The organism is Spirosoma endophyticum, from assembly GCF_900112365.1.
In the GTDB taxonomy this organism is placed as follows: domain Bacteria; phylum Bacteroidota; class Bacteroidia; order Cytophagales; family Spirosomataceae; genus Spirosoma; species Spirosoma endophyticum.
The window spans coordinates 224,254-250,631 of record NZ_FOLQ01000003.1 but is presented as its reverse complement, the minus strand read 5'-3'; the positions used below and the strand labels follow the sequence as shown (position 1 = coordinate 250,631).

Annotated in this window: 12 protein-coding genes; 3 read left to right on the top strand and 9 right to left on the bottom strand. The window is 46.3% G+C overall.

The genetic code is table 11. The features are described 5' to 3' along the window. Positions 1 to 30: 30 nt before the first annotated feature. Positions 31 to 474 carry a small multi-drug export protein gene (locus BM202_RS10085; RefSeq protein ID WP_093825558.1) on the bottom strand — a complete coding sequence of 148 codons (444 nt, stop codon included), beginning with the start codon at positions 472 to 474 and terminating at the stop codon, positions 31 to 33. Between the two features lie 630 nt (positions 475 to 1,104). Between BM202_RS10085 and BM202_RS10080 the strand changes: the two genes are divergently transcribed. Then, positions 1,105 to 1,782 carry a TetR/AcrR family transcriptional regulator gene (locus BM202_RS10080; protein ID WP_093825556.1) on the top strand — a complete coding sequence of 226 codons (678 nt, stop codon included), beginning with the start codon at positions 1,105 to 1,107 and terminating at the stop codon, positions 1,780 to 1,782. A 795-nt stretch (positions 1,783 to 2,577) separates the two neighbouring features. On the opposite strand, the gene BM202_RS10070 is transcribed toward BM202_RS10080, so the two are convergent. From BM202_RS10070 to BM202_RS10045, 6 genes are all read right to left on the bottom strand, one after another. After that, positions 2,578 to 3,252, bottom strand: coding sequence for a hypothetical protein (locus tag BM202_RS10070; protein WP_245776607.1), 675 nt, complete (start codon positions 3,250 to 3,252; stop codon positions 2,578 to 2,580). Positions 3,253 to 3,345: 93 nt separating this feature from the next. Then, a complete protein-coding gene (locus tag BM202_RS10065; RefSeq protein ID WP_093825552.1) occupies positions 3,346 to 4,701 on the bottom strand; it encodes a vanadium-dependent haloperoxidase in 1,356 nt (451 codons plus the stop codon). A gap of 99 nt (positions 4,702 to 4,800) precedes the next feature. Continuing rightward, on the bottom strand, positions 4,801 to 8,199 hold the full coding sequence (locus BM202_RS10060; protein ID WP_093825550.1) for a VCBS repeat-containing protein: 3,399 nt from the start codon (positions 8,197 to 8,199) through the stop codon (positions 4,801 to 4,803). An 84-nt stretch (positions 8,200 to 8,283) separates the two neighbouring features. After that, entirely contained in the window at positions 8,284 to 11,742 is a 3,459-nt protein-coding gene (locus BM202_RS10055) for a VCBS repeat-containing protein (RefSeq protein WP_093825548.1), read from the bottom strand. 203 nt (positions 11,743 to 11,945) lie between these two features. After that, the gene (locus BM202_RS10050) at positions 11,946 to 13,433 is read right to left on the bottom strand and encodes a RagB/SusD family nutrient uptake outer membrane protein (protein ID WP_093825546.1); all 1,488 of its coding nucleotides are present in this window, start codon (positions 13,431 to 13,433) and stop codon (positions 11,946 to 11,948) included. Positions 13,434 to 13,536: 103 nt separating this feature from the next. Next, on the bottom strand, positions 13,537 to 16,746 hold the full coding sequence (locus tag BM202_RS10045; RefSeq protein ID WP_093825544.1) for a SusC/RagA family TonB-linked outer membrane protein: 3,210 nt from the start codon (positions 16,744 to 16,746) through the stop codon (positions 13,537 to 13,539). Positions 16,747 to 17,228: 482 nt separating this feature from the next. Between BM202_RS10045 and BM202_RS10040 the strand changes: the two genes are divergently transcribed. Then, positions 17,229 to 20,210: an FAD-binding and (Fe-S)-binding domain-containing protein gene (locus BM202_RS10040; RefSeq protein WP_093825542.1), complete on the top strand. Its 2,982-nt coding sequence runs from the start codon at positions 17,229 to 17,231 to the stop codon at positions 20,208 to 20,210. Between the two features lie 20 nt (positions 20,211 to 20,230). Here BM202_RS10040 and BM202_RS10035 read toward each other — a convergent pair whose 3' ends face one another. Continuing rightward, complete coding sequence (locus BM202_RS10035; protein ID WP_093825540.1) at positions 20,231 to 21,595, bottom strand: APC family permease; 1,365 nt, start codon at positions 21,593 to 21,595, stop codon at positions 20,231 to 20,233. A 151-nt stretch (positions 21,596 to 21,746) separates the two neighbouring features. Beyond that, positions 21,747 to 24,785 (bottom strand): TonB-dependent receptor, encoded by a 3,039-nt coding sequence (locus BM202_RS10030; protein WP_093825538.1) that lies wholly within the window; start codon positions 24,783 to 24,785, stop codon positions 21,747 to 21,749. 217 nt (positions 24,786 to 25,002) lie between these two features. On the opposite strand from BM202_RS10030, the gene BM202_RS10025 reads away from it, so the two are divergent. Then, entirely contained in the window at positions 25,003 to 26,364 is a 1,362-nt protein-coding gene (locus BM202_RS10025; protein ID WP_093825536.1) for a Gfo/Idh/MocA family protein, read from the top strand. The last annotated feature ends 14 nt before the right edge of the window (positions 26,365 to 26,378 follow it).

Sequence of the window (26,378 nt, the reverse complement as noted above, 5' to 3'; positions counted from 1 at the left end):
ATTTATTCTTCAGTGATCGACCAATCTTCTTCAAATTAGTTCTTTAAGGCCAGGGATATTGTAGATGGCAAGCGTTAAAACAACTCCCCATATGAGGGCGAAGATGACCATCCAGGTGATGATCTTAACAGGGGCAATCTTGAACGATGTGGCAATCAGTGTTCCACCAATCGGCGTAAAGAGAAGCGGGGTTAAACAGGCAATACCAGCCATGCCGAATTTGCGATATACTTGCACCGCTCGGCGGCTACTTTTGGTAAAACGTCTAGGTGTCGATTTTCTAAATTTTTGCCAGCTGTCCATTATTACTTTACCTAAAAAAGTGAATATGACAACGCTAGCCATCATACCGATGATAGTACAAAGCGTTGCTTCCCACCAAGTTAACTTCAAAGCTATACCTGCCAATGGACCAAGCATAAACTTAAGCATTGAGGGAAGGATAACAGAAATGTACTTACCATATTCATTCATAGCCAAAAAAATAAGTTTGATAATAGCAATAGTTCCATTTTATCTCTAACAAAAAACCTTTTTAAAAGCTTTCATTATAGTTCTTATATAGAGCAAGAAGCAAATAGATTAAAAATGCACCTTAATACCAAATCTAATATGCCTGGTAAGAAACAAGTCGAATTGTAAACTTTAGCTCATAGTTTGGCAACATTGATAGAAAAGGAATGTATAAAAGCTAATCGCCTTATAAAACTTGCCTGTTTCTTCTCATGCTTAAAAACGGATTTATATACTACCTGTCTAAAAATAGCTAGAAATAAGAGACTAATTAAGATGATAATTTTTCTTAGTTTCTAACTATTTGATTACATGAACTATCTAAATAGTAAGTTGTGCAAACATATTTGGATAAATACCTCATTATAAGTAACTTTATCAATCTGAAACAAGTCCATATAGTGCTATTAGTACGTTTGGTAAGTACCAGATTCGTTTAGTTGAACGGACAGCATAGTTACCTATTAATTTATTAGTAGTCAAAGTGCGATATATTAATTAAAAAGTGTTCACTAAAGTGACTTTCAGCGATAATTATAGTCAAAGGAACAACGCGTATTTGAATTACAAATAATAAAGCACATCGCTATTATGGAGAAAGATGAAAAAGTCAGGCGAAACCGCGCAAAAACCACGCAACGGATTGTCGAAGCATTAGAAGAAGTAATTGCAGAACGTGGCTTGGAGGGTGTTGGCGTCAATCGCGTGGCCGAGAAAGCGGATGTCAGTAAAGTATTGATTTACCGGTATTTTGGTGGTATGGAAGGCCTGCTGGAATATTATGTAAAAATGGGTAAGTTATTTCCTGTCTTTACCCCCGCTCTGTTAGATCAAATTCGCCCGTTACACGAATCTGATGTAGCCCGCATATGGTATCGGCAAGTTATTCAGACCTATCGGTATTTCCGTACGTTTAAGACTGCCCGCGAAGTGCTTAAAGCAAGCGTTATTGAGAATGACTCTATTGCTGAAACAACAGCTCGAGCACAGGATGAAGAAATGACGCGTTTAGTTCGCCAGCTTTCTTTCGTCAAAGGAGCCGACACCGAAGCTATTTCGGCAGTAATACTTGGTGCAATGACCTACCTGACCATCATGGCTCAGAATGATCGCACCATGATTAGCATTGATTTAAGAAGTGAAGAAGGCTGGGAGCGCATTGAAAATGCAGTCAAGGCCATTTATATTTCGTTAAACAAGATGGCAATTAGCTCAAAAGATGTTGAACTGGAACTTCAATCGGCTCATTTGCCAATTGCACAATGGTAAAATCTAAAAGCAGTTTACACTAGCTTGCGGGCTAACAAACGGGTTTGCAGCAACTTACTGTAAACTGCTTTTTTATTGTACCTGAATGAAATGTCTTTCTTTGAAGCCCGACGCCTTTACTTCTGAACGACTTCTCCATCTTTAGCAGTTTCTTTTTAAGATTTGTACTGCCGCTATCGATAATCTTTATCCCACCAAAACCATTCAAAACGGCCTGCAACACACAGTCCGCTCCTTTAGCGAAATAAGATTTTCTCTCAACCGTTTCAGCCAATACCCCAAAAGGTGGTACTTCATTCGGCTTATAATTCTTCACATATTAGCTCTTCTGCCATTAAAACGCGAATAGGCCAGTAGCTTAATGTCGGAGTACGCCTTCGAAGGCGCGACTTTCTGTAGTCACACCATCCGGGAATTTCAAATTTGGACTATTGTCAGCTGTAAATTCCCATTCAGGATAAGCTGGCATGCCTAACTCCTGAGCAGCTTATATAGTAGGCCATTTGCTAAAAAATCTCTCGGCCTTGTGTCGCACAAGGAGTCGCTAAATACGTTCAATTGCAGTAAAAAGTGCCAGCAGCTCGGCTTCGTTTTATAGATCAGCGGTGTGGGTGGTTGGCGACACTGAGCCAACTACATTAAGGCGATATTTTCTAGTCTTCGTGGATTTAATCCCCTGCTCATACATAACCATGAATCCGTTACGCTTATTTCATTCCGGGAAAACGACCTATTTCAACGCGCGTCCGTTATCATCAACATTAAAACACGACAGAACCAATTCATTGCCAGAGCTTAACGCCCGTGCCTATGTGGACGCCCAATCCGAACAGGTCTTCCCCGACCACGTGCACCTCCTCCCAGCAAGCCACCAGAGTCCGTTCGCATAATGCCAAAACGCAGGTAGATACCGTAAAATGTTTTAGAACTATCCGTTACTTCATTACTAAAGTCGTAGTACCCTGTTGTGAGACCAATACCCAGACGAGGAGCAACCTGTGCAATGATACTGTAGGTTAATTCGAGCATAAGGCTTCCTTGTTTGTCGAAAACCCGGCCCGCTCCAATAGTCATCTCATTCGCAAAAATGCCATAGTTCGCTACGTCCATGGTGACTCTGCCTTCCAGAAAGAGCGTAGAATCAGGACGTAGTGAATTACGACCGAAAGCAACGCCCAGATCGATTACATTGAATGACTTACCAATTTCAATACTCTGCGCAATACGGTCCCGCGGATTTCCAGCTCCTGTATAAATCGAAAAAGGTGTAGTGCGGACATAGATGGGAGCCGCTTTAAAATTAAAAATCGACCGCGACGAATCTTCGGAGGATCGGCTTATCAAATAGTACGACTGAGCAACCTTATCTGGCTGTTTATGTGTCGTATCGGTTTTTGCAGTTTGAGCCCATGCCTGCAGGCTGAACATCAGAAGCGTACCGAGTAGTATCAGACGTATACGTAGTATCATGGATAAAATTTAGGAATAAGTTTACGACTTGCCAGTTACCAAAAAAAATCCCCGCTTTTGAAAAGAGGGGATTTTTTAATTAGCTTTTAACAACTATCGGCTGGCTAAGCCAGATTTGCGAGAATGAATTTTTTCAATTACCCATTTGCCAACTTTCTCTCCCTCGATCTGACCATTGACCAGGGCCGACCGATAATGAATGCCGCCGTAAAGACGGCTAATCGAGGCCTCATCAGCCGCATTTCGAAATGACGAGAACGACCGGACACCATGCCCATACTGAAATTCGGTTGAGTCAGTAAAAGCGATATTATCACCAATTAATTCAGTAAGTACTGTAGCAGCTGCCGTCGATATAACACTATGGCCACTAGGGTATTCAGGAAACGGGGGCGTTTGCAGAAATGGCGTCCATTTTGGATCAATGGATTTATTGATGACGGTTTCAGGTCTGATCGTTTTGCTTCTGTATTTTTCGTCCCAGCAAGAAATAAAGCCATCACTTAACGCAAAAGAAGTAAGCGTGTATGCTTCAACGGTATGCATCATGTCTAGCTTTTTCTGCCGGGCAACAGTCTGTGCAATTGCCAGCCAATGCCCCCCTGGCGTCATTTTTTTACTTGCATACATAACGTGTCCCGCTACGTTCATCACAAAGGCGTTGTCATCCCAGAAATAGGCAATATCCTGTTTCGTCTTGTCAAGACTTTTACCGGCCTGATAGACTTCATCGAGTTCTTTTTCGTAAGGACTTCCTTTTACTAGGCTGTAGGGAAATGGCCGGGGTGGCATAAATTGGTTGCACGTATCCATGGCCCAGCAACGTAGCTTATTCCATTGAGGCTCGGCGGCATCCATGTAGGCTGGCGGTGTTGGTACCCATGTGCCTTCCTCGTTTGTAATCGTGTGTTTGAAGCCTCGTGTTTGTTTATAATTATCCTTGGCACCATAATCCAATACATGCTTGGCAACGGCTTCTCCATACGCCATTGATCGCTCATATACATCCTCAGGAACACCGTCTTTTTTATATTGCTCATAGAACGGCTTCTCAAATTCGTCATAGAAATCAACCGAAAATGTTAAGGCACGCGCAACCGTCAGAAAAGCCCGAACACTGGCCAGCGGAAAACAATATTCTTTCCCAGCCTCTGGCTTTGGACCAACCTGAAATCGCTTCAGTTTACCACCCAACGACTCATAGTTCGCGTTGAAGGGCACTAAAGCCTCATAACCCGCCAGATTAGCGTATGAATAAATTCGACTGGCCACAGGGGGCGAAAAAATATCATGAATAATGACTTGCGTCAGTTTATTCAAGGCTGAGTTGTAATTCTCTACGTTGGCAGCTTTAGCATTGTATTCGGCAGGTGAAGCAGGTTTCTTGCAACCAGCCGCCATTACCAGCAGGAGAGCGAGTATATAGCCCAAGCGAAGCGAAGGTTTCATAGAATAAGAACCAAGTTAAAAAGTAACGTACCGACTTACGGCTATCGGTATTCGCAAAATTAGTGGAATTGCAACACCAACTTAAACTTAAAGCAAAGCTTACTTCACCCCTAACGGCTTGAACACCTGCAAGCCAGCCCCGTTTCGAGCGACTACGATCAAGGTCCCCTGTGCAGTTTTCACCGGTCGAATGTCGCGAATTTCGCCATTAAGCAGAAAACCGCAGTCAATTGGTGACAACGCCGTGAATTGTGCTTCGCCAGTCCCGGCCTTATAGGCGCCACGTCGGCCATTGTTACGTAGCACCAGACCATAGCTAGCATCATAACGTCCCTGATACGTACTAACGCCGGATAGATTTCCACCGCCCACTACGTCAAGGTCACCATCGTGATCAATGTCCAGCGCTTGCAGGGCAAACAATTTCGAAACCTGGGCCAGCATAGGCAGTTCACGTACAACAAACTTTGGCTCACGCCCCCCCTGATTTTCCAGGTAAACGGATGCAAACTGGTTGACCGTAAACTCCTCCGCTCCTTTCAGATCGTCGGACGTGAAAACATCATCCATAGTCTTTCCCGCAAACGATACGTAGTCGGTAAAGCGTTTGTTGATGATGCTCGGTATTTGCTTGCCTAACTCGTCTTTAAAGGCGAGTGGATACCATTTTTTTTCACGATTGTAAGCAATGATTGGCTCGGTGCTCTGGTTATTATCGACATCTTTTATCCACATCCGCAACTGCGAATCCGGTGTTTTACGAAATTTGGTGTTTGTACCAAGGTTACCCGCCATCAGGTCAACGTCACCGTCACCATCGAAATCCGCAGCGATAATACGTTGATAAAAGCCATTCAATGGCGTATTATCGGTCGTGATTGGGGAGACTTCTTCGAATTTACCGTTACCATTCGCAAAAATTCGGATCGGCATCCAGTCGCCCGCCAAAATCAGATCGAGGTCTTTGTCGCCATCGTAATCGGTCCAGACAGCGTCCGTAATCATGCCTGCTTTTCGCAGACCAGTCGACAATTTTTCTGTTTGATCCGAGAACTGACCTTTCCCGTTATTGATGAGCAAATAGGAGTTCGGCGATTTGCCATACCCAAAACCCACCACACGCCCGCCAACGAATAGATCGAGGTCGCCGTCGCGGTCAATATCGCAGGGACGAACGCAACTCTTGTTATCAAACATCGGTGGCAACGCATTCGCCGAACGGCTAAAGTTTCCCTTTCCGTCATTTACATAAAGGCGGTCGAACTGCCCCGTCATGTTTCCGTAGAACTCATTGCCACCTGATACTACGTATAAATCCAGATCCTTATCGCCATCAGCGTCGAAGAAAGCGGCATCGACATCTTCATACGTTGAATCAATGACAAAAGCGGCTTGAGGACTGACCTTGAACGTACCGTTTGGTTGTTGCACCAGCAAATTCCCCGGTTTCCATTTAGCTCCGCCAGCATACATATCCTCCAAACCATCGCCGTTAACATCCCCCAGTGCCAGATGTGGTCCTTCGGCCGAAACCTGAAACGGCATCAACGGCTCGCGGACAAAGTCAAAATACACTTTATTTTCCTGATGCTTATAAGGAATGGAGTCTATCGACGTAACATCAGTAAAGAGCGGTTGGGTCGCGATTACGCCATAGTGGTAGTTGGTGCCATCGAGTTTAGCATCGGCCTGTCGAAGCGTTATCGTCTGATTGACTTTTACATTTCTGCGAACTTCCATTTGCTGATTTGGCCATATTACGATCAGCGAATCAACAACGGAACGTTTACCCAACCCGAACAGTAATTCTGGCGCTACCGATGATTCGAAGCCACGAGTCGACATAAGTTGCTGCATTTGGGTCGTGTCGCTATACTTTACCAACAGCTTGGCACCCATGCCAAACGTATTCAGCGCGTCACCTCTCAATTTAACCGTCAGGTATTTATTAGCTGGAAACATATTGTTTGCATCATTACGATACAATCCGGCAGGGCTATCAATGTTGTTCGTGATCAGATCCAGATCACCGTCGTTATCGAGGTCGGCATAGGCAGCACCGTTCGAATAATTGGGTGTTTCGAAGCCCCAGGCGATTGATTTATCTTCGAATCGCAACGAAGACGTTCCGCGGTACAAATAATTGTGCACTTTTCCTTCGGGCATCAATTTCGTGGCCCGCTCGTCGAGCGAATGGGATGTTTCCATGGCGTAACGCAGGGAATCATCGGCAGCAAACTTCGCATAATCGAGGTTATTCGGGCGATGTACGATTCCGTTTGTAATGAACAGATCCTTAATACCATCGTTATCATAATCAGCGAGCAGGGGTGACCAGCTCCAGTCGGTAGCCGCTACGCCCGACATAGCCCCAATATCCATGAACTTCTTGCCGGACATATTTAGCTGGAGACAATTCCGGCTGTACTGGTTCATGTACCCAAAAGACAACTTATACAGGTAGATATCGAATGGATCTTCACCAAGCGATGACTTTTCAATCGTTTCATCTTCGGGATACATATCGAGCGTAACAACATCGGCAAAGCCATCATTATTGACATCGGCAATGTCATTCCCCATCGAGAAGCGGCTGGTATGCTGAAAGGCTTTCTTTATACTCTCCGTAAACGTACCATTCTGATTATTAACGTAGTAATAATCATCCTCGTGAAAATCGTTCGAGATATAGATGTCTTCCCAGCCATCGTTGTTCAGATCGGCAACCGAGATGCCCAGACCATAGCCCATCGCAGCGCCGAATATGCCCGCTTTTTCGCTAACGTTGACAAAGCGTGTCACCTTGCCAGCGGGAGCTTTTCCAGTTTTGGCTATAAGCTGATTCTCGTAGAAATAATCGCCCGACTCATTATGACGAAGATTTCTGGCCGTTACGCGGTCATAGCTCCGGGACGTATGAACGGCGTGATTGAGCAAATAACAGTCCAGATCACCGTCGTGATCGTAATCAAAAAAGGCGGCCTGCGTCGAAAATCCAGTAAAATCCAGCCCATAATCAGCGGCTTTTTCGGCAAATGTTCCGTCACCATTGTTAATATATAATTCATTGGAGCCTTCCAAGCCGCGAAAATTACCTACAGCGCAAACGTAGATATCCAGAAAGCCATCGCCGTTTATATCGGCCATTGTCGAACCCGTTTGCCAATCGGCAAATCCTTCGACACCAGCTTTAGCCGTTACGTCTTCAAACGTAAAGTTGCCTTTATTCAGATATAGTTTATTCTTTCCCTGATTTGAAACAAAGTACAAATCCGTAAGACCGTCGTTGTTAATGTCGCCTGCCGAAACGCCACCACCATTGTAAAAATAGAGGTAGTCAAGAATATTAAGCTTATCGGTTCCTACAACGTGATTTACAAAACCGACCCCGGTTTTGGTTGAGTCAAGAGTCTGAAAAAGCGGTTTTTCTGTGCGAAATGGATTACAACTTGCCAACATTATCGTGCTGGCTATCAGAAATAAATTAATACGTTTCATGGTAGGCAAATTATCGACCTGGCTTCCAATATATCAGCGTTTATAAGCTGACCAGCTAGGGCATTAAAGTCAATGTTGATAGCATTACAGCGGTTTCTTATTCGCTGACGGTGGTTGTTTCAACCTGAATACCTGAGCTCGATCGTTATTCTTAGCCAGAATAAGTTGCCCCTGCGCAAGGCGTGCCATGCGTCGAACCTGCCCCCGCACAAAGAATCCCGACGCGGCCGGATTGATCGATTCATACGCAATTGTTCCTTTAGATGCTTTCCCTTTATTACGCAGAACGACTCCATAACTGGCGTCGTAGCGGCCAATTTCAGGCAGAACATCGAAGAAATTACCCGCTAAAACCATATCCATCCGGCCATCGCTATCATAATCCAGAAAGGTTGCGTTGCACATCGGCGAAAACTGCGCTTCAGCAGGCAGCACCTGTAACGTCAGCTTCCCTTTTCCATCGTTGACCAACAGCACCGAGCTGCTCATAAACGATTGCTTGACAATGGCCTGTTTCAGTTGATCTTCGTCCAGCAGATCACCGATTTTTTTGCCAGCGTAATCGTTGTACTTCACGTACTTCTTTTTGATGCTCGGCATTTCTTTTTGCAAATCATGCTTCAGCACCATCGGGTACAACTCCCCCGTTTCATCGGCACAGTTGATAATTTGCTCCATCGTGCCATTGTGGTCAAAATCGCCAGTGTAGAGTTCAGCAGGTACTGTCTGGGTTGCCCGGATGCGTGAATTACGTCCCAGGTTTCCAACAACCAAATCCAGATCACCATCCCCATCGGCATCGCCTGCCGTTATGCAATTCCACCAGCCATTGGTTTTCAGCGCTTCTCCGCTGGCATTAGCGATTGCCAGTTCAGGTGGTGTATGGTTCAGCTTACCACGCTTGTTTTCAAACACGCGTATGGGTTCCCAATCGCCAACAACCAGCAATTCCGGATAGTTGTCGCCGTTAAGATCGGCCCAAGTGGCAGCCGTAACCATGCCGAGTTGATCCACTTCGGGCAGAAATCGCTTGGTGTAGTTTTTAAAATTCCCGGTACCATCGTTGGTCAGCAGATAGCTGGCCGGATTGACGCCGTACTGACCCGTAATCATTCGGGAGCCTACGAATAAGTCAATGTCGCCGTCGTGGTCGTAGTCGGCAGCGGCCACACACGAACCACTGGCTTTCAAGTTGGGCAGATTCGTTTCAGAACGGATGAATCCGCCTTTTCCATCGTTCAGGTACAACCGATCCAGTAATTCATCCGCATCGGCACCGAACTCGTTGCTTCCCGAAACGACATATAAATCCAGATCCTTATCGCCATCGGCATCGAAAAAAACCGCGTCCACTGCTTCGTAGGTGGTATCCTGCTTTATAGCCGCTGGCGTTTTGTCACTGAACTTACCACCCGCCTGCTGAACAAACAGATGATGCGTCTGTCCACTGGCTCCACCAAAGAACACATCGTCCAGCCCATCGCCGTTTACGTCACCGGTAGCCATTGCCGGGCCCTGCGTAGAGAATTGTTGCTTCAACAGCGGATCACGGTTGTAATCGACAAAAGCGCTTTCCTGGTGCACGTAAGTAAGCCCCGAGGCAAGTGTGTTATCCTGAAAGACAGCCTTTGACGCAACAGACGATGGTTTCCAAAACTGGTTGGCATCCTGCTGACGAATTGTTAGCAATTGATTCTCTTTAGGATGCTGGATGGTCTGCATTTTATCATTGGGCCACACCACCACAACCGAATCGATTTTCGGCAGATTGCCCAAACCGAACACCATGTTTAAATCAACGGACGATTGAAATCCCCGATTCGGCATCTGCTGTAGCAATTGCATCCGCGTCCCCGTCGAATCTCCCGACTGGAAAACGAGCACTTTCGTCCCGATAGCGTTCTGATTGAAGCCCTGTCCTTTCAGTTTTACTTTAAGGTAGTTGCTCTTGTGTTGCTCCGTCGATTGATTTTTATAGACAGCAACGGGCGAATTGACGTTGTTTACAATCAAATCCAGGTCACCATCATTATCTAAATCACCGTAAGCAGCCCCATTTGAAAAATCAGGTTCGGATAGCCCCCAATCGAGTGCTTTATTGGTGAACTGCAAGTTTCCGTCGTTATGAAAGGCGTAATTAGGCACCGCTTCCGAGGGCGCTTTATCCATGAGCTCCTTGAAATTGACTCCACCCTGCCGGGCAATCTGAGCCATGTTTTCACGGTTGCCCAGAAAATTAATGAAGTCCTGATTGGTTACGTCTTTAGCAATTCCATTGGCAACAAATATGTCTTTGAGACCGTCATTGTCCATATCGAATATCAATGCTCCCCAGCTCCAGTCTGTAGCATCAACCCCTGAGAAGCGAGCTACATCACTAAAAACGGGAAGGCCCTTGTTGTCCGGCTGATTACCTTCGTTCAGATGCAGCATGTTCTGCATGAACTGGTAATGGAAATCACGACTCAGCTTAATCTGCTCCAAATCGTGACTTTCAAAAGTCGAGGTTCTTTTCAACCGCTGGTCGTTGCCGGGAAGCATATCCGTCACAAAGATGTCGAGCTTACCATCGTTGTTCACGTCGGCCACATCAGCTCCCATTGATGACAGACTAATGTGTGGCATCGCATCTTTTATCGACTCCCGAAACGTGCCGTCGTGGTTGTTGATGTAGAGGTAATCGCGTTCGTAGAAATCGTTGGAAATGTATATGTCGGGCCAATTATCCTCGTTTACATCGCCGATCGTAATACCCAGACCGAAGCCGATCAAGCTCCCATAGATACCTGCCTTTTCCGACACGTCCGTAAAGATGGTAGAAGTAGCTGCTTTACCCGTACCTCGCTCTACCGTCCAGTTACGGAATAATTTGTGACCGCCCAGCGAGTCGCGCTGATCCCGTATATTGGCATAAGATAGCCGCTCAACGGGCAGGAAACTATTGTTAAGCAGGTACATATCGAGATCGCCGTCGCGATCGTAGTCGAAGAAAGCCGCATGGGTAGAGTAGCCCTTGTCGTTCAGACCGTACTCAGCGGCTCGCTCCGTAAAGGTAGGAACACCACTGGCATCATTGCCATTATTGATAAAGAGCTCGTTAGCGCGATCGTCGCCCGGCTGATTTCCTGCGTTACAGACATATAAATCCAGGCGACCATCCCCGTTGACATCCACAAACGTAGCACCCGTACTCCAGGCCCGCTTTCCGGCTACTCCGGCTTTTGCGGTTATATCATCAAACTGAAAGGACTCCTGCCCCGAAACCGTTTTGTTTAGATACAATTTATTATCGCCCATGTTGGCGATCAGAAACACATCGGATAACCCGTCGTTGTTAACATCACCAATGGCTACACCACCACCGTGGTAGAAATTACGGTAGTTAAAAATATTAAGCTCTTTTGAATCAGCAACTGTATTGGTGAAATTGATGTGCGTTTCGTCGGCTGACAATTTTTTAAAAAGTGAATCAGATGAACTTTGTTGCCCGAAATGACAACCAGCCAACAAGCCCGCCATCAGAACAATCAAACTAATACGCATTAGCACAAGTAGATGAGAAACAAACTATATTGAAGCGAAAGCAAACGGAGCATTCAGGAAGCCTCAATCGATAAGGGACTACAAATATAACGAATCATCTACATCATTTAGTCCTTTTTTGCTAATTAATAAGCTTTTAATCAGCCTGTAAACTAAAAAAGCAAGCCCTGTAGAGCTTGCTTTTTTAATTAAAATCCGATGAATCAATACCCAGGATTTTGCTTCAGGTTTGGGTTAAGTGATATCTGATCTCTCGGAATTGGAAACAGTGTCCGATAGTCCTGCGAAGCACCTTTCAGACGCCATGCCTTCGTGTACTGACCGAATCGGATAAGGTCTTGCCGACGGTGCATTTCCCAGGCTAGCTCGCGACCCCGTTCAGCCAGCATTTCATTCAGTGTAAGTGTAGTCGCTGTGTAAGCAGTCATACCAGCACGAGCCCGAATGATGTTAGCATCCGTAACGGCAGTTGCTACATTGCCAAGACGCAGGTTAGCTTCAGCCCGCATCAGGTAAGCATCGCCCAAGCGGTAGATGATGAAATCATTGTCCTGCCACGAGTCCGTAGTAAAATTGTTCCGCTGAATTTGATATTTTGCGCTACGGGCACCTGCCGACCGACCGACATAACCTGCCGTGTAGGAGAGGGTTGTCACGTCGGGATTAAGCACCACAGGCTGCGAATCATCAATTAAAGGAGTGCCGTCCGCTTTGTATTGAGGCCCAACAAGCCACATTTTCTTACGGGCATCTTTGTCGTCAAATGAGTTATAGAACTCGGTCACGGCACAAAATCCATTCCAGGGTTGCTGTCCAAGATTATACGTCAACGAATGTAAATAGTGAAGTGTCGACATTTGTGGGCGAAATCCTGTACGTTTAGTACTGCTGAACGGCGTAGCCAGAATAGTTTCTGGAGAACCCTGGTTCTGCGTCGTAAAGTTGCTCAGGAAATCAGAAGCCAGTGTGAACTTACCTGAGTTAATGATCGTATCCAGGCGAGTAACGGCATCCCTCCAGCGTGGAGTACCCGTATACACTTGCGCGTTCAAATACAGTTTAGCCAGGATCATATCCGATACGTACTTATTCATACGGCCGTAATTGGGTCCCCCTACTGTACTTGACAACGTTGCGCGATTATCCAGCAATTCCTTTTCAACAAAGGAAAATACCTGAGCACGCGTACTCTGCTGTGGCGAAGCTCCGCCCAACTGGTTAGCAATGATAACATTACCAAACAGGTCCATTGCCTGGTAGTGGAAAAATGCCCGCAACGTTTTCAACTCAGCGATACCAGTGGCATCAGTAAGCTTTCCTAACTGTTGGTTAATAGCCGTAATATTGTTGTAGCACCAGTTCCAGCGATCATTAAACACGCTGTTATCCGTAACAGGGTCCCACGTATGGGTATAGTAGCGAACCCACTTGTCGCCATCTTTCCAGTCGCCCCCACGGGTAGGCACGATTTGTTCATCTGTCGTTGTGTTCAAGTCGGTCATGTTGCTCCAATAATCACCAAGACCATTGTAGAGCGGCCCAATCAAGGCATCCCGCTGAGCCTGTGTAGAGCCGAAATCTCCTGATGTAGGCAGTACATCAAACGTTTTTTCGGTCAAGTCTGTACAGGATTGCCCAGCTAGTAGCAACGCTGCGCAGCCCATCATGACTTTTATACTAATAGTTTTCATTTCTTTTTGAATTAGATCTTTATAGCACTTTGTTCATAAGATTCTAACGAAGCATTCACAAACCAAGTACCTATTAATTTTCTCGGTTTGTGAATGCCTAGCCTTAGAACGTCAGATTCAAACCTAACTGGAACGTACGCGTTTTTGGATAGAAACCTGCATTTGCGTCATCCAAACCTACTGGATTAGGTGCCTGGCCGATTGGCAGGTTCCCCGTCGTTACACCATTTGAGGCTGGGTTCGATACCAATCCGTTCGTGTTGTTTGAGGGTAAGCTTCCAGATGCCTGTAATTCAGGATCGATGCCTTTATAGGCTGTAATTACAAACAAATTGTTACCTCCTGCATAAACCCGGGCGCCAGAGAAATACTTATTCGGTTTGACGGGTACATTGTAGCCAATCTGCCAGTTGTTCAAACGCACAAACGTACCACTCTCAATCCAGTTCGTTGACAAGACGTTAACACCATAGTTATTTGGTAGCGTCGTTACATCACGTAGCATGTTGGTCTCCAGAATAGATCCTGGGATCATATAGTTCGAACGGGTATTGTTCAGAATTTTGTTACCAAATACACCACGTAACAGGAAGTTCAGATCAAAGTTCTTATACCGGAACGTATTGATAAACGAACCATTCAGAAATGGCTGTGGATTACCCTGATTGATCGGGTTACCAGCGGTAATAGCGGCAGCGGCATCAGCCAGCGCTACGCTTGGCGTTGGTGTATCCCCCGAGGCTGGCCGTAATAGTGGCTGACCGTCCGAATTGTAATTACCAGCAAAGGTCGGTACGTTGTTGAATTCCCCTAATGGACGTCCTACTGTCAGGATCGACGCATACACATCAGACAAACCCCTACCACTAAACGGATTGAATCGTACCTGACCAATATTGAACTGGTCGTTCGATAGCGACACAATTCTGTTCTTGTTGTAAGATCCTACGATGCGGGCATTCCAGCTGAAGCCACCTTTTTTGATAATGTCTCCACCAAACGAAATCTCGAATCCGCTGTTGCGCATACTACCGATGTTAGCCAGAATAGTATTGGCAAAGTAGTTTATGCCATCCGCTGGTACGTTGATATTATAAAGCATATCGTTTGTCAGCTTATTATAATATTCAATCGATCCCGAAAAGCGGTTGCTAAACATCTGGAAGTCGATCCCTACGTTTGTTTGCCCTACTACTTCCCATCTCAGGTTAGGGTTAGCGTTCTGCGTGATACCATAACCTGGCAGGAAGTCTCCTACAGTTCCATCATAGTACGTACCTTTCTGACCGTACAGCTGAGTTGATGTATATGGGTTGATCCCTTCAGAGTTTCCGGTTTGGCCCCAGCCCGCCCGTAACTTCAGGAAGTTCAGCACGTTTGACTTGGGAAAGAACGACTCATTCGTAATGTTCCAGCCAGCAGCGATGGAGGGGAATACACCCCATTTGTTGTTTGCTCCAAATTTAGAGCTACCATCCCGACGCACTGTAGCTGTTACGTTGTACCTGTCGACCAAATTAACCGTTGCCCGACCAAAGAAAGAGATCAGCTTGCTCTGGTTTCTGTACGAGTTAGCAAAGGTATTACTTGGGTAGATCAACGTACCGCTTCCTAAACCTAAGTTGTTGAAGCCAGTTGCTGTCGTTACAAACGCGCTGTTCGCAGCGGCAAATCCATCATTGTCTAATTGCTGAAACGAATAGCCGCCCAGTACCGATAAATTACTGGTTGTACCGAGGTTCCGGTTATAAGTAAGCGTCGTTTCAAGTAGTTGGTTCAACGTGTTGTACTGACGACGCTCAGCCCGGCCATTGTTACCAGCATAGGCTTTAACAGCAGGGTTCGTTACGTAGTTATTGTTGGTTTGATCACTCTGTAACTGAGCGTTCACCCCAAATGTCAGACCATCGATGATTTCGTAGCGAAGATTAGTCCCCAGGATGGCGGTATTACGCGTACCATTGTTGGTTGCGTTCTCCTGCATGGCAACCGGGTTATTCAAATCAAACGCACCACCTACTTCGGCATAGCCACCAAGATTGTTAGTCAAACTAGTCGGGTCTGTGTACCGAACGGGTAGCGTAGGCAGGAACTGAGCCGCACGACGCAGAATACCATTGTCAGAAAAGAGCTGATTCGTGCGCGTGTATTGCAGATTATACTGAACGTTCAGACGATTGTCCAGCGCTTTCTGGTCTAGGTTGACGCGACCGATAATACGGTTAAAACCAGTATTTTTAACGATACCCTGCTGGTTGAGGTAGTCAACCGATCCACGGTAACTAAACGACTGCGAACCACCCGATACAGCGATATTGTGATTGTTTGTAATCGCTGTACGCGTAACCTGGTCAATCCAGTTGGTATTGTAGTAGTTACCGTTGGCATCTTTCGGGAAACGCTGCTGGTCACTCAGAGCCGAAGCCCCTTTGATTTGGGTTACCGCGTTAATGTAGCTGGGTCCATCAAGCAGGTCAAGTCGTTTCGAAATGGTTTCGATCCCTACATAGTTGTTGAACGTAACCGTAGACTGGCCTGACTTACCACGCTTGGTCGTAACGATAATTACCCCGTTTGCAGCCCGCGAACCATAGATGGCAGCCGCTGATGCATCTTTTAACACATCCATCGACTCAATATCATTCGGATTCACCTGGCTGATAGGTACACCAATCATACCGTCAACTACGTAAAGCGGTTCAGAACCACCAGCCAGCGAAGTATAACCCCTCAGACGAACAGTTGGCTGCTGGTTAGGATCGCCCGAAGGAGTTGTAATGACCAGACCCGCTACTTTACCCTGAATGGCTTGTAATGGGTTGGGGTTGATTCCCGGGTTGAAATCTTTGGATGACACCTGCGCCACAGAACCAGTCAGATCCTTCCGCTTGGCCGTACCATAGCCCACAACCACTACTTCTTCGAGTGCCTTTGTGTCATCAGCCAATTTGACGTCTACCACAGAACGATTGCCTACAGCTACTTCCTGCGAAGTATAACCAATAAAACTAAGAACCAACGTTGCATTAGCCGGAACGTTGGTCAGCGAATACTTTCCGTCAGCATCCGTGTTCGTTCCTCGCTGAGTACCTTTAATTTGCACACTCACACCTGGCAGGACTGATCCGGTTGGATCTGTTACTTTACCTGTTACAGTAGTGCCTTGTGCCCACGCTACCGAATTGACCAGCAGCATTGTCAGCATCGTCAGAAAGCCGAACAGAGCTTTCCGCCCGAATGACTGGGATTGGGAACTCCCAATCTGACCTACGTAGCCACCGAAGCGGTTCATTTTGTAGGATTTGTCCATCATAGGTTTGCAGTAAAAATTTAGCTATTTAATAATTGTCTGGTTAAAGATTAGCCCCTGTATTTTGTCGCTTTTAAACTAGTATAGAGGCACCATAGTTTGCGTTATGAGCCTCTATTTTAGAAAAATGACCAGAAATTATAGAAAGTAAACTTGAACCATTCGGCGAATTACATCATGTTATAATCAAAATACAAGAGGTGTCAGGTTAAAATTGGGGCACTTAGCATCAAAATCGTATCATAATATTTCTTAAATAAGTTATGTCAAAATGAATTATTCCGACATGGAACAACAATTACAAGGTGATTTATTATTATCTGTCAAGCTATTATGCTATGATCTTCTTCTACTTATTTATGATTTTTCCAATATAAGAGTTTATGCATTTTTTAAGTCGTCTGTCAAAAAAATTGTAGTATTTACACCTATTTTTGTCTCTCTATTTCTAAAGACTACGTAGCAATAAGTAGTCTACATGCTTTATGAGTGCAGAACCTCTCAAGAATTTAGCCAGTCAGTTATCCGGCGACCTTTTCTACGACGATACGTATCGAACTTTATATGCAACCGATGCATCCGCTTATCGGGAAATGCCCACCGCCGTAGCTATTCCCAAAACGCTTGATGACCTAAAGGCGCTGATTGCTTTTGCGCGCTTACAGAACACCTCATTAATTCCACGAACAGCGGGTACATCACTGGCAGGCCAGGTAGTTGGCAGTGGTATTGTGGTCGATGTATCGAAGCATTTTACGGGGATTCTGGAAATCAATCCGGAGGAGCGCTGGGTACGGGTGCAGCCTGGTGTCATCCGTGATGAGCTAAATCAGTTTTTGAAACCTTACGGCCTGTATTTTGGTCCTGAAACCTCGACCGCCAATCGAGCCATGATCGGCGGTATGGTTGGGAACAACTCCTGCGGCTCAAATTCCGTTGTCTATCGCGCCACGCGCGAACACACACTGGCCGTTAAAGCATTGCTGGCTGACGGTTCTGAAGTAGAATTTGGCTCTATGAGTGGCTGGGATTATACAAAATCAGTTAGTGAAGCGAGCCGCAAAAATGGATCGGCAACGCTAGCCGACAAAATTCTGCTTAAAACAAATGCTATCTTATCCGACCCAGCCAATCAGGAAGAAATTCGACGCAACTTTCCAAAGAAAAGTATCGAACGACGTAATACGGGTTATGCGCTGGATGCGTTGCTCGATATGGAACCGTTTACGGCAGGTGGAGAGCCATTTAACGTGGCGAAATTCATTGCGGGTTCAGAAGGGACGCTGTGTTTCCTGACCGAAATTAAATTGAATTTAGTGCCACTACCGCCGACAGAAGGCGGGCTGGTTTGTGTACACTGCCATTCGATTGATGAAGCGCTACGGGCAACATTGGTGGCCCTAAAATATAAGCCTTACGCAGTTGAACTGATTGACGACATCATTCTGGAGCGCGCTGACTCAAATCCTGAACAACGTAAAAACAGCTTTTTCGTCCAGAAAACACCCACGGATCATTTCCCGATTATTTTGGTCGTCGATCTATCACGTAATACGCGAGCAGAGATTGAAGCGCTGGCGACAGAGATGATTGCCGACATGCAGGCAGCCGGTATGGGCTATCATTACCCATTACTGTTTGGCGAAGATACCAAGAAGATATGGACGCTTCGGAAAGCGGGTTTAGGCTTACTGGGCAATCTCCCCGGCGATGCGAAAGCCGTAGCCGTTATTGAAGATACCGCCGTCGATGTGGCTGACCTGCCCGAATTTATTCGTGACTTCAATGAGATCCTTACTGCTCACAACATGCATGCCGTGCATTACGCCCATGCGGGTTCGGGAGAGTTGCATTTGCGGCCAATCATCAACCTTAAAACAGAAGAAGGTCACCAGCAATACCGGATGATTGCCCAAGAAATTGCCACACTGGTCAAGAAGTATGACGGTTCGCTGTCAGGAGAACATGGTGACGGGCGCTTACGGGGTGAGTTTATCCCGCAAATGGTGGGGACGCATAACTACGAGTTGATGCGGCAGATTAAGCATACCTGGGACCCAGACGGCATTTTCAATCCCGGAAAAATTGTTGAAACGCCCCCGATGGATACGTTTCTTCGCTATGAAGCGGGCCAGCGAACACCAGAGTTTCAGACCTATTTTCGGTATAAAGATCAGAATGTACTGCAACATGCTGAGCAGTGCAATGGCTCAGGTGATTGCCGTAAGACCGAGGCTTCGGGCGGAACGATGTGTCCAAGCTACATGGCTACCCGCGACGAGAAAGACACGACGCGGGCACGGGCAAACATCCTGCGGGAGATGTTAACCCGGTCACCGAAAGAAAACCGTTTCGACCATGAAGAAATTAAAGACGTTTATGATCTATGTCTATCGTGCAAAGCCTGTAAGAGCGAATGCCCATCGAACGTAGACGTAGCCAAGTTAAAAGCCGAGTTCTTACAACATTATTACGACGCGAATGGTGTTCCGATCCGATCTCGATTAATAGCGAATTTTGCCCGGCTGTCGAGTCTGGCTTCTCTTGTTCCCTGGGCCTGGAATGGCATATTGGGAACGCCCTCGCTCCGACGGATTGCTAACCGTATGGTCGGCTTTCACCCCGATCGGACCATGCCATTGATGGGGAAGACGACGTTACGGCGTTGGGCAGAGGGCAGGAGGCAGGGGGTAGGCAGCAAGGTGCATGGTCTTTCTTCCCCTCTGCCCTCTGCCCAATGCACTATTCTTCTCTTCTGCGATGAATTTACCAATTTCAACGATGTCGAAGTTGGGCAGAAAGCGATCCAACTTTTTGAGCGACTGGGCTATAACGTAGTGATTCCTGAACATGGCGAGAGCGGCCGGGCAGCACTATCAAAAGGCATGCTTAAATATGCCAAAACACTGGCTGAACGTAACGTTCAACTCTTAAAAGACGTAGTAACTGCTGAAACACCTTTGGTTGGTCTGGAACCATCGGCCATTCTAACTTTCCGCGATGAATACCCTGATTTGGTTAGCGAATCATTGATGGCCGATGCCCGACGCATTGCCGAAAATACGCTGACGTTCGAGGAGTTTATAGCCCGTGAACTGGATGCCAAACGTATCAACCCGGATCAGTTTACCGACGAAAGCCGTATGGTTAAGCTGCACAGCCACTGCCAGCAAAAGGCTGTCTCGTCGCAGGTACCCGGCAAGAAAGCGTTGTCACTGCCTAAAAATTATACGGTGCAATTGATTCCATCCGGTTGCTGCGGTATGGCGGGATCATTCGGTTATGAGGCTGAACACTACGACGTTTCGATGAAAGTAGGCGAACTGGTTTTATTCCCGACAGTACGTCAACAGCCAGACGAAGTAATTATTGCCGCGCCCGGAACCTCCTGCCGTCACCAGATTAAAGATGGTACATCCCGCAAAGCGAAACATCCAGCGGAGATTCTATTTGAGGCTTTGAAATAGCGTATTGTGGACGGTCGGCACTACGTTTTTTCGAAGGGCCACTGTTTCCTGACTCCCGCTGATATCAGAAAGGCTACAATACCGAGCCCGATAACTGTCAGGCCAGATAGCATAAAGGTTAGACCCGTCGAGAAGAAAACAAACAGCCAAACACCGATCGCTAAGAGTACGGGCAATGGATAAAGTGGCATTCGGAAGGGAAATTCCGACGCTGCCCGTCGGCGATGGAGAAGTAACAAGCCAATTGCCTGCCCAACAAACTGTACGACAATACGCATGGCCAGAATAGCCGTAATTACGTCGCCCAGTCGGAACAAAAGGCTGAATACAAAGCCCAGACCACCCAGGAACAGAAGTGATACGTACGGAAACTGACGCGTCGGATGCAGTTTAGCGAAAATTCGAAAAAACTGACCGTCAGCGGCAGCGGCATAGGGTACACGAGAGTACCCCAGCAAAACGGCAAACAGCGACGAAAAGGCCACCAGCAATACTAGAATCGTTGCCAGTCGGGCGGCACCAGGTCCGTATAATGTTTCTACGAACGTACTAACAATAAAATTACTGTCCTGAGCGATTTGCCACGGCACAACGCTTACTACACTCAGGTTCATCAACAAATACAACCCCGCAATCCCCACAATCGAAATGAACATGCTGGCCGGGATGTTGCGCGTGGGCCGCTGGATTTCGCCCCCCAGATGACAGACGTTATAATAACCGAGATAACAGTAAATGGTCTTGACGGAAGCTTGGCCCAAGCCAGCCGCGATGAGTCCACCACTAGCCGAGCCCATGGACTGAAACGTATCAGCTAATGGAATTCGGGCATTACTCAATCCACCAACAATAATCCAGCCCAACGTTAAGAGTACCGCCCCCCACATAACCAGCCCAATTTTGCCGATTGAATCTATTTTTCGATACAAAAGAGCGATAATAATCAGAACAACTCCTCCCGAAACGGCTTTACGTTGCCACTCATCCAACGGCATCAGATAGGAGGCATATTGGGCAAACCCAATGGCGCCCGAAGCCATGACTAACGGAGCCTGAATGAGCGTTTGCCAGACGTACAGGAATGATAGTAATCGTCCCCAGCGTCGCTCGCCGTACGAAATCTTAAGAAAGTTATAACTACCGCCTGCCTGAGGAAAAGCCGCTCCTAACTCAGCCCACACAAACGCATCAATCAGTGATACAAAGGCGCCCAGTATCCAGGCCCATAAAAACAGCGGTCCACCAAGCGTTTTGATAACTAATGGTAATACAACAAAGGGCCCAATGCCGACCATGTCGATCATGTTCAGGGCCGTACCTTGCAGTAGATTCAACCGCCGGGGGAGAGCGTCGGGAAGTTGATCAGAAGACGTAACGTTGCTCAATAGCGTACGAGATAACAGATTCGTTAGATGCAGGCTTATTTAAGTAAGGGCAGAACTGTCCTAAAAGTTCGACCAGCCAGTCGCCTGATACAACAAAAACGCCCGGCTTTCAGGGAGAAAGCCGGGCGTTTTATAACCTGATTTATTTAACCTAGTTCATCAACTGATCGAACGTCAGGCTAACGTAGTAGATTGACCCAACTGTCGGGTTTCCCCAGCCGGTAGTATATTCTTTCTGAAGAATATTACTGCCCCCTATTTTGAAGGTCGAGTGAATCGAAGGAACTCGTTTACTGATTTGCGCGTCAAGGGTGCCAAAAGCTGCAATAATAGGTCGATTACTGATATCAGACGTGATATTGATATTCGGGTTTCCTAACGACGACTGCCATTCAAAAGCATCCTGGTAACGATAAACTACGTTAAAGCCAAACCCACTACCCTTAATATTTCGGTTTCCAAGGCTAACATTATAGCGATATTTAGGTGTGTTGTATCTAACCTGAAAACCGTCTTCCAGCGTATTTTTATTCATTTCACCACTGAACAAGCTAACACCACCCGTATTTAACGTATTGTTCGATACGTTTCCTCCTATTTGAAAATTACCAGGCAGGGAATAATCCAACCCAATACCAAAACCCTGTGTTTTAATGGGACTCGTATAATTTTTTGTTACTGCATACACATTACGCGTGGTAGCACCTGTCGGTTGAATTAGAGTGACTGTTCCTATAAAGTCATGATATGTACTATTGTAATAATAGGCATCAATCAATAACCGTTTATTAATCAGACCCTTATAACCAAACTCTATAGTGGAGACACGTTCGGGCTTAAAGGTGGGAAAATCATATGCTTTGGGCTGACCAGCCAAAATTGATTCGTAGGTGAATGTGTTGGCTGGCGTAAGATTATATTTTTGAAGTAAAGGAGACAAGGATCCAATTAACCGAGCCTGGGGAGTTAAGAGGTCAATGTACTGATCTTGCGTGGTTGGAATTCGGAATCCTGTCTGAAAAGAGGCCCTTATATTATTGTTTCGGTCCACACTATATACTGCCGACAAACGTGGATTAAACTGCCCTTTGAAATTCTCATTTTTATCAAACCGCAAAGCACCAGTTAACCGCAATTTATCAGCAATACTTTTTTGCACCTGTGCATATAAGCCAAACTCGCTGATCGTCGGTTCTTTGCCATTATTGCTGTAGAAGATGGTACCGCCAGAGTTTAGCTCATAGACTCGATAATTACCCCCAACAATAATCTCGGCTGTTTTGGGATCAATAACCTTATTAAAGTTATACATAGCTTCAGTGTGGTACAAATTGGTACGATCCTGAAACTTGGCCCCTACTCCATTAGCATCTCCCGGAATTGCTTTGCCAGTAACTTCCCGAAGTTTTGCCTCGAATTCGGGCGATCCAGGCTTATAAACCTGTCCATTTCCAACCAATTGCTGAACTTGATTGAAATAGGCAGCAGAATTAGCCTGACTTGCCAGCACTGCACCCTGATAAGCCACTAATGGATTTACCCCAGGAACGGCTAAACGGGTTTGAAGGTCCGTTACAAAAGCGGGAAAACTAACACCTGCATACGTACCTGCCACCGTGCCAAAATAGGTAGCTGTTGGTGCTGTATTGACAACAGGACCGTTTGCCGTTTGATCGACTATCCACGTATTATTCATACCTAGTCCTGCAATACCAACCGCATAAGCATCGCCTGATCGTTCCTGTGTTGTATAAGCCCGAACAAAGAAATTTGAACCACGTATTTCTGCTTTATACTGACCTATGTTAAATTTATTCAGATAATACCGGTCAGCACCTGTATAAACCGTTGTTCCCGTTCCCCAGTTGGCCTGGAGAATAGCCTCTGCATTTTCTCCGATTCTATAATGCAGGGAACCATTCAGCTTTAAACTACGAGCCGAATAGTCGACCAAATCACGTTCGCGGTAACCCGTTCTGGTATAATTAAAGCCAAGTGGATTAGCATACAAATCGGTCAGTACCCGATCGTAAGCCTGCGTGGGGGTTAATCCAGCCGCTGGTCCAAACTGAGTAGCTAATTGCATAATGCCCTGATTAAGGGGCAAAAGAGGAGAACCTGAACCCGGAGTAGCCTGTGCCAGAGCACTTCTCAAAATTTGATATTGGGAGAATCCAGGATCGACATCGCCATAAATATTGATTCCGTCATAACCCCGGTTTGTAGCACGCGTACCCGACAGACCAGCCCCATTTACCAAACTTTGATCACGATAATCAGTAGCCTGCCAATCCTGAGCCGTCAAATAGCCAACATTCACTTTAAACGCAAATCTGTTATTGAATGCTTTGGCATATCGTATAGAAAAATCGGTATAGGGTGTGGCACCAAGTTTCTCTTCACTGTATCGCTTAGTTCGGTTACTGGCATTCATCAGACCAACTTTTGCATTAGCACTGAGTCCCTGATATAAAAAAGGGCTTTTACTTGTGGTTAACAATAGACCGTTGATAGCGTTTGGTCCATAAAGAGCCGAAGCGGCTCCCGGTAGTAATTCGACGCTTTCAACATCCAGTTCCGACATACCGACGATGTTCGCTACAGAAAAATTCAGGCCGGGCGCTTGGTTATCCATACCGTCCATCATTTGTACAACTCGTGTGTTACCGTTTCCTGAGAATCCCCTTGTATTGAAGTTGCTAAACGTAACGCTTTGCGTTGACATTTCAACCCCTTTTAAGTTCCGTAAAGCATCGTAAAAACTCGGCGCGGGCGTGTTCTGGATCGCACGGATGTCCATTTTTTCGATCGAAACGGGCGATTGCATAACACTTTCTTCAACCCTCGAAGCAGCTACTACCACTTCCTGACCAAGTGTCACCTGCTCTCTCAGGCTCACGTTAAGATCGGTGCGATCGCCATTGATTACAAATTCCTGCGTCTGGAAACCCACACCCGATACAGCCACCGTGAAAGGTGTGGGCGTATTTGTGCTTAATGAAAAATTTCCCTTTTGATCAGTGATGGTACCAATAACCTTGCCTTTCACAGCAATGCTGATCCCCGTTAATTCCTCTTTTTTACTTTCGTCCGTAACCTTTCCAGCGACGCGCGTCTGCGCTAATGCTGTAATACTCAGTAACCAAAAGAGCATTAGTACGAATGCTGAATAAGTAAATGATTTTTTCATAGGTATAGCGTATAGAGAGATTGAAGTAAAACCTACTGGCTTTGAGGTTAAACATAGGAATAACTCTTCATTTCGTGCAAGTTTTTCTTGACATTAATGAATTTTAAGCATGAGTTGGTAGAATCTTATCCTTTTATATTTTAATTCAGATAGTAAATTATTAGTCGTATTGACTTCTGTATCAGACAACTTTCTCACCCGAAATTTTCTCCAGAATATGAAGAACGAGTCGAATCAGGATCGCCGGGAATTTTTAAGAAATTCTGGCTTACTCACAGGTGGCGCTATTTTGAGCAGCCTCCCCTTCGGCGCCAACGCAGCAGACCAACCAAATCGAGGCTATCACTTCTCCGTAAATGATACCATCAAGGTGGCCCTCATTGGCTGTGGCGGTCGTGGCACTGGCGCGGCTCAACAGGCGCTCAGTACAAAACAGAATGTCAAAATTGTAGCCCTGGCCGATGCTTACCGCGACCGTTTGGACGGGGCTTACAAAGCCTTAACCGAGCGTGGCCTTAAAGCAGCTGACGGTTCACCCAAAGTGGACGTACCGGAGGATCATAAATTTGTTGGTTTTGATGCCTACAAACAAGCGATGGCCTTAGCGGATGTGGTGATTCTTGCTACCCCTCCCGGCTTCCGGCCAAGCCACTTTGAGGAAGCCGTCCGTCAGAGCAAGCAGGTTTTCATGGAAAAACCCGTAGCAACCGACGCGCCAGGCATTCGGCGAGTATTGGCAGCTGCGGAAGAAGCCAAGAAGAAAAAATTAAACGTAGTGGTTGGCTTACAACGGCGCTACCAGCCCAGCTACCGCGATATGATCAAGCGCATCCACGATGGAGCTTTGGGAGAAATCGTAGGTGGACAGGTATACTGGGTCAGCGGGGGCGTGTGGCAAAAGCCTCGCCAGCCAAACCAAACCGAAATGGATTACCAGATGCGTAACTGGTATTACTTCAACTGGTTATGTGGCGATCACATCAATGAGCAACACGTCCACAACATTGACGTAGCTAACTGGGTGAAAAACAGCTATCCGGTGTCCTGTCAGGGAACGGGCGGGCGGCAGGTACGGACGGGAAAAGATTACGGCGAGATTTTTGATCACCACATCGTCGATTTCGTTTACGCCGATGGCACCACCATTAATAGTCAATGCCGTCACTACGAAGGTACCTATAGTCGGGTGGACGAAATGTTCCTCGGAACAAAAGGTAAAATTGAAGGAATGGAAAAGAAAAGTAGCGCCTTGATGGGTTATAATGGGCAACCAATGTACACCCACGATGCCAAAGCAGACGGGAATCCGTACCAGATTGAACACGATGAATTATTCGACGCCATTGCTAAAGGTCAATACAAATTTGCTGACGCCGAACGCGTAGCGAAAAGTACAATGACTGCGATTATGGGTCGTATGGCGACGTACTCTGGCAAAGTCGTAAAGTGGGATGAAGCCTTAAATTCTCAAATCGACTTGTTCCCCACCACGTTGGCATGGGATGCCATGCCCAAAAGCCTGCCTGATGCCAACGGTCTATATCAAATTGCCGTACCAGGTAAAACAATAACAGTATAGAAACTCAATACGTT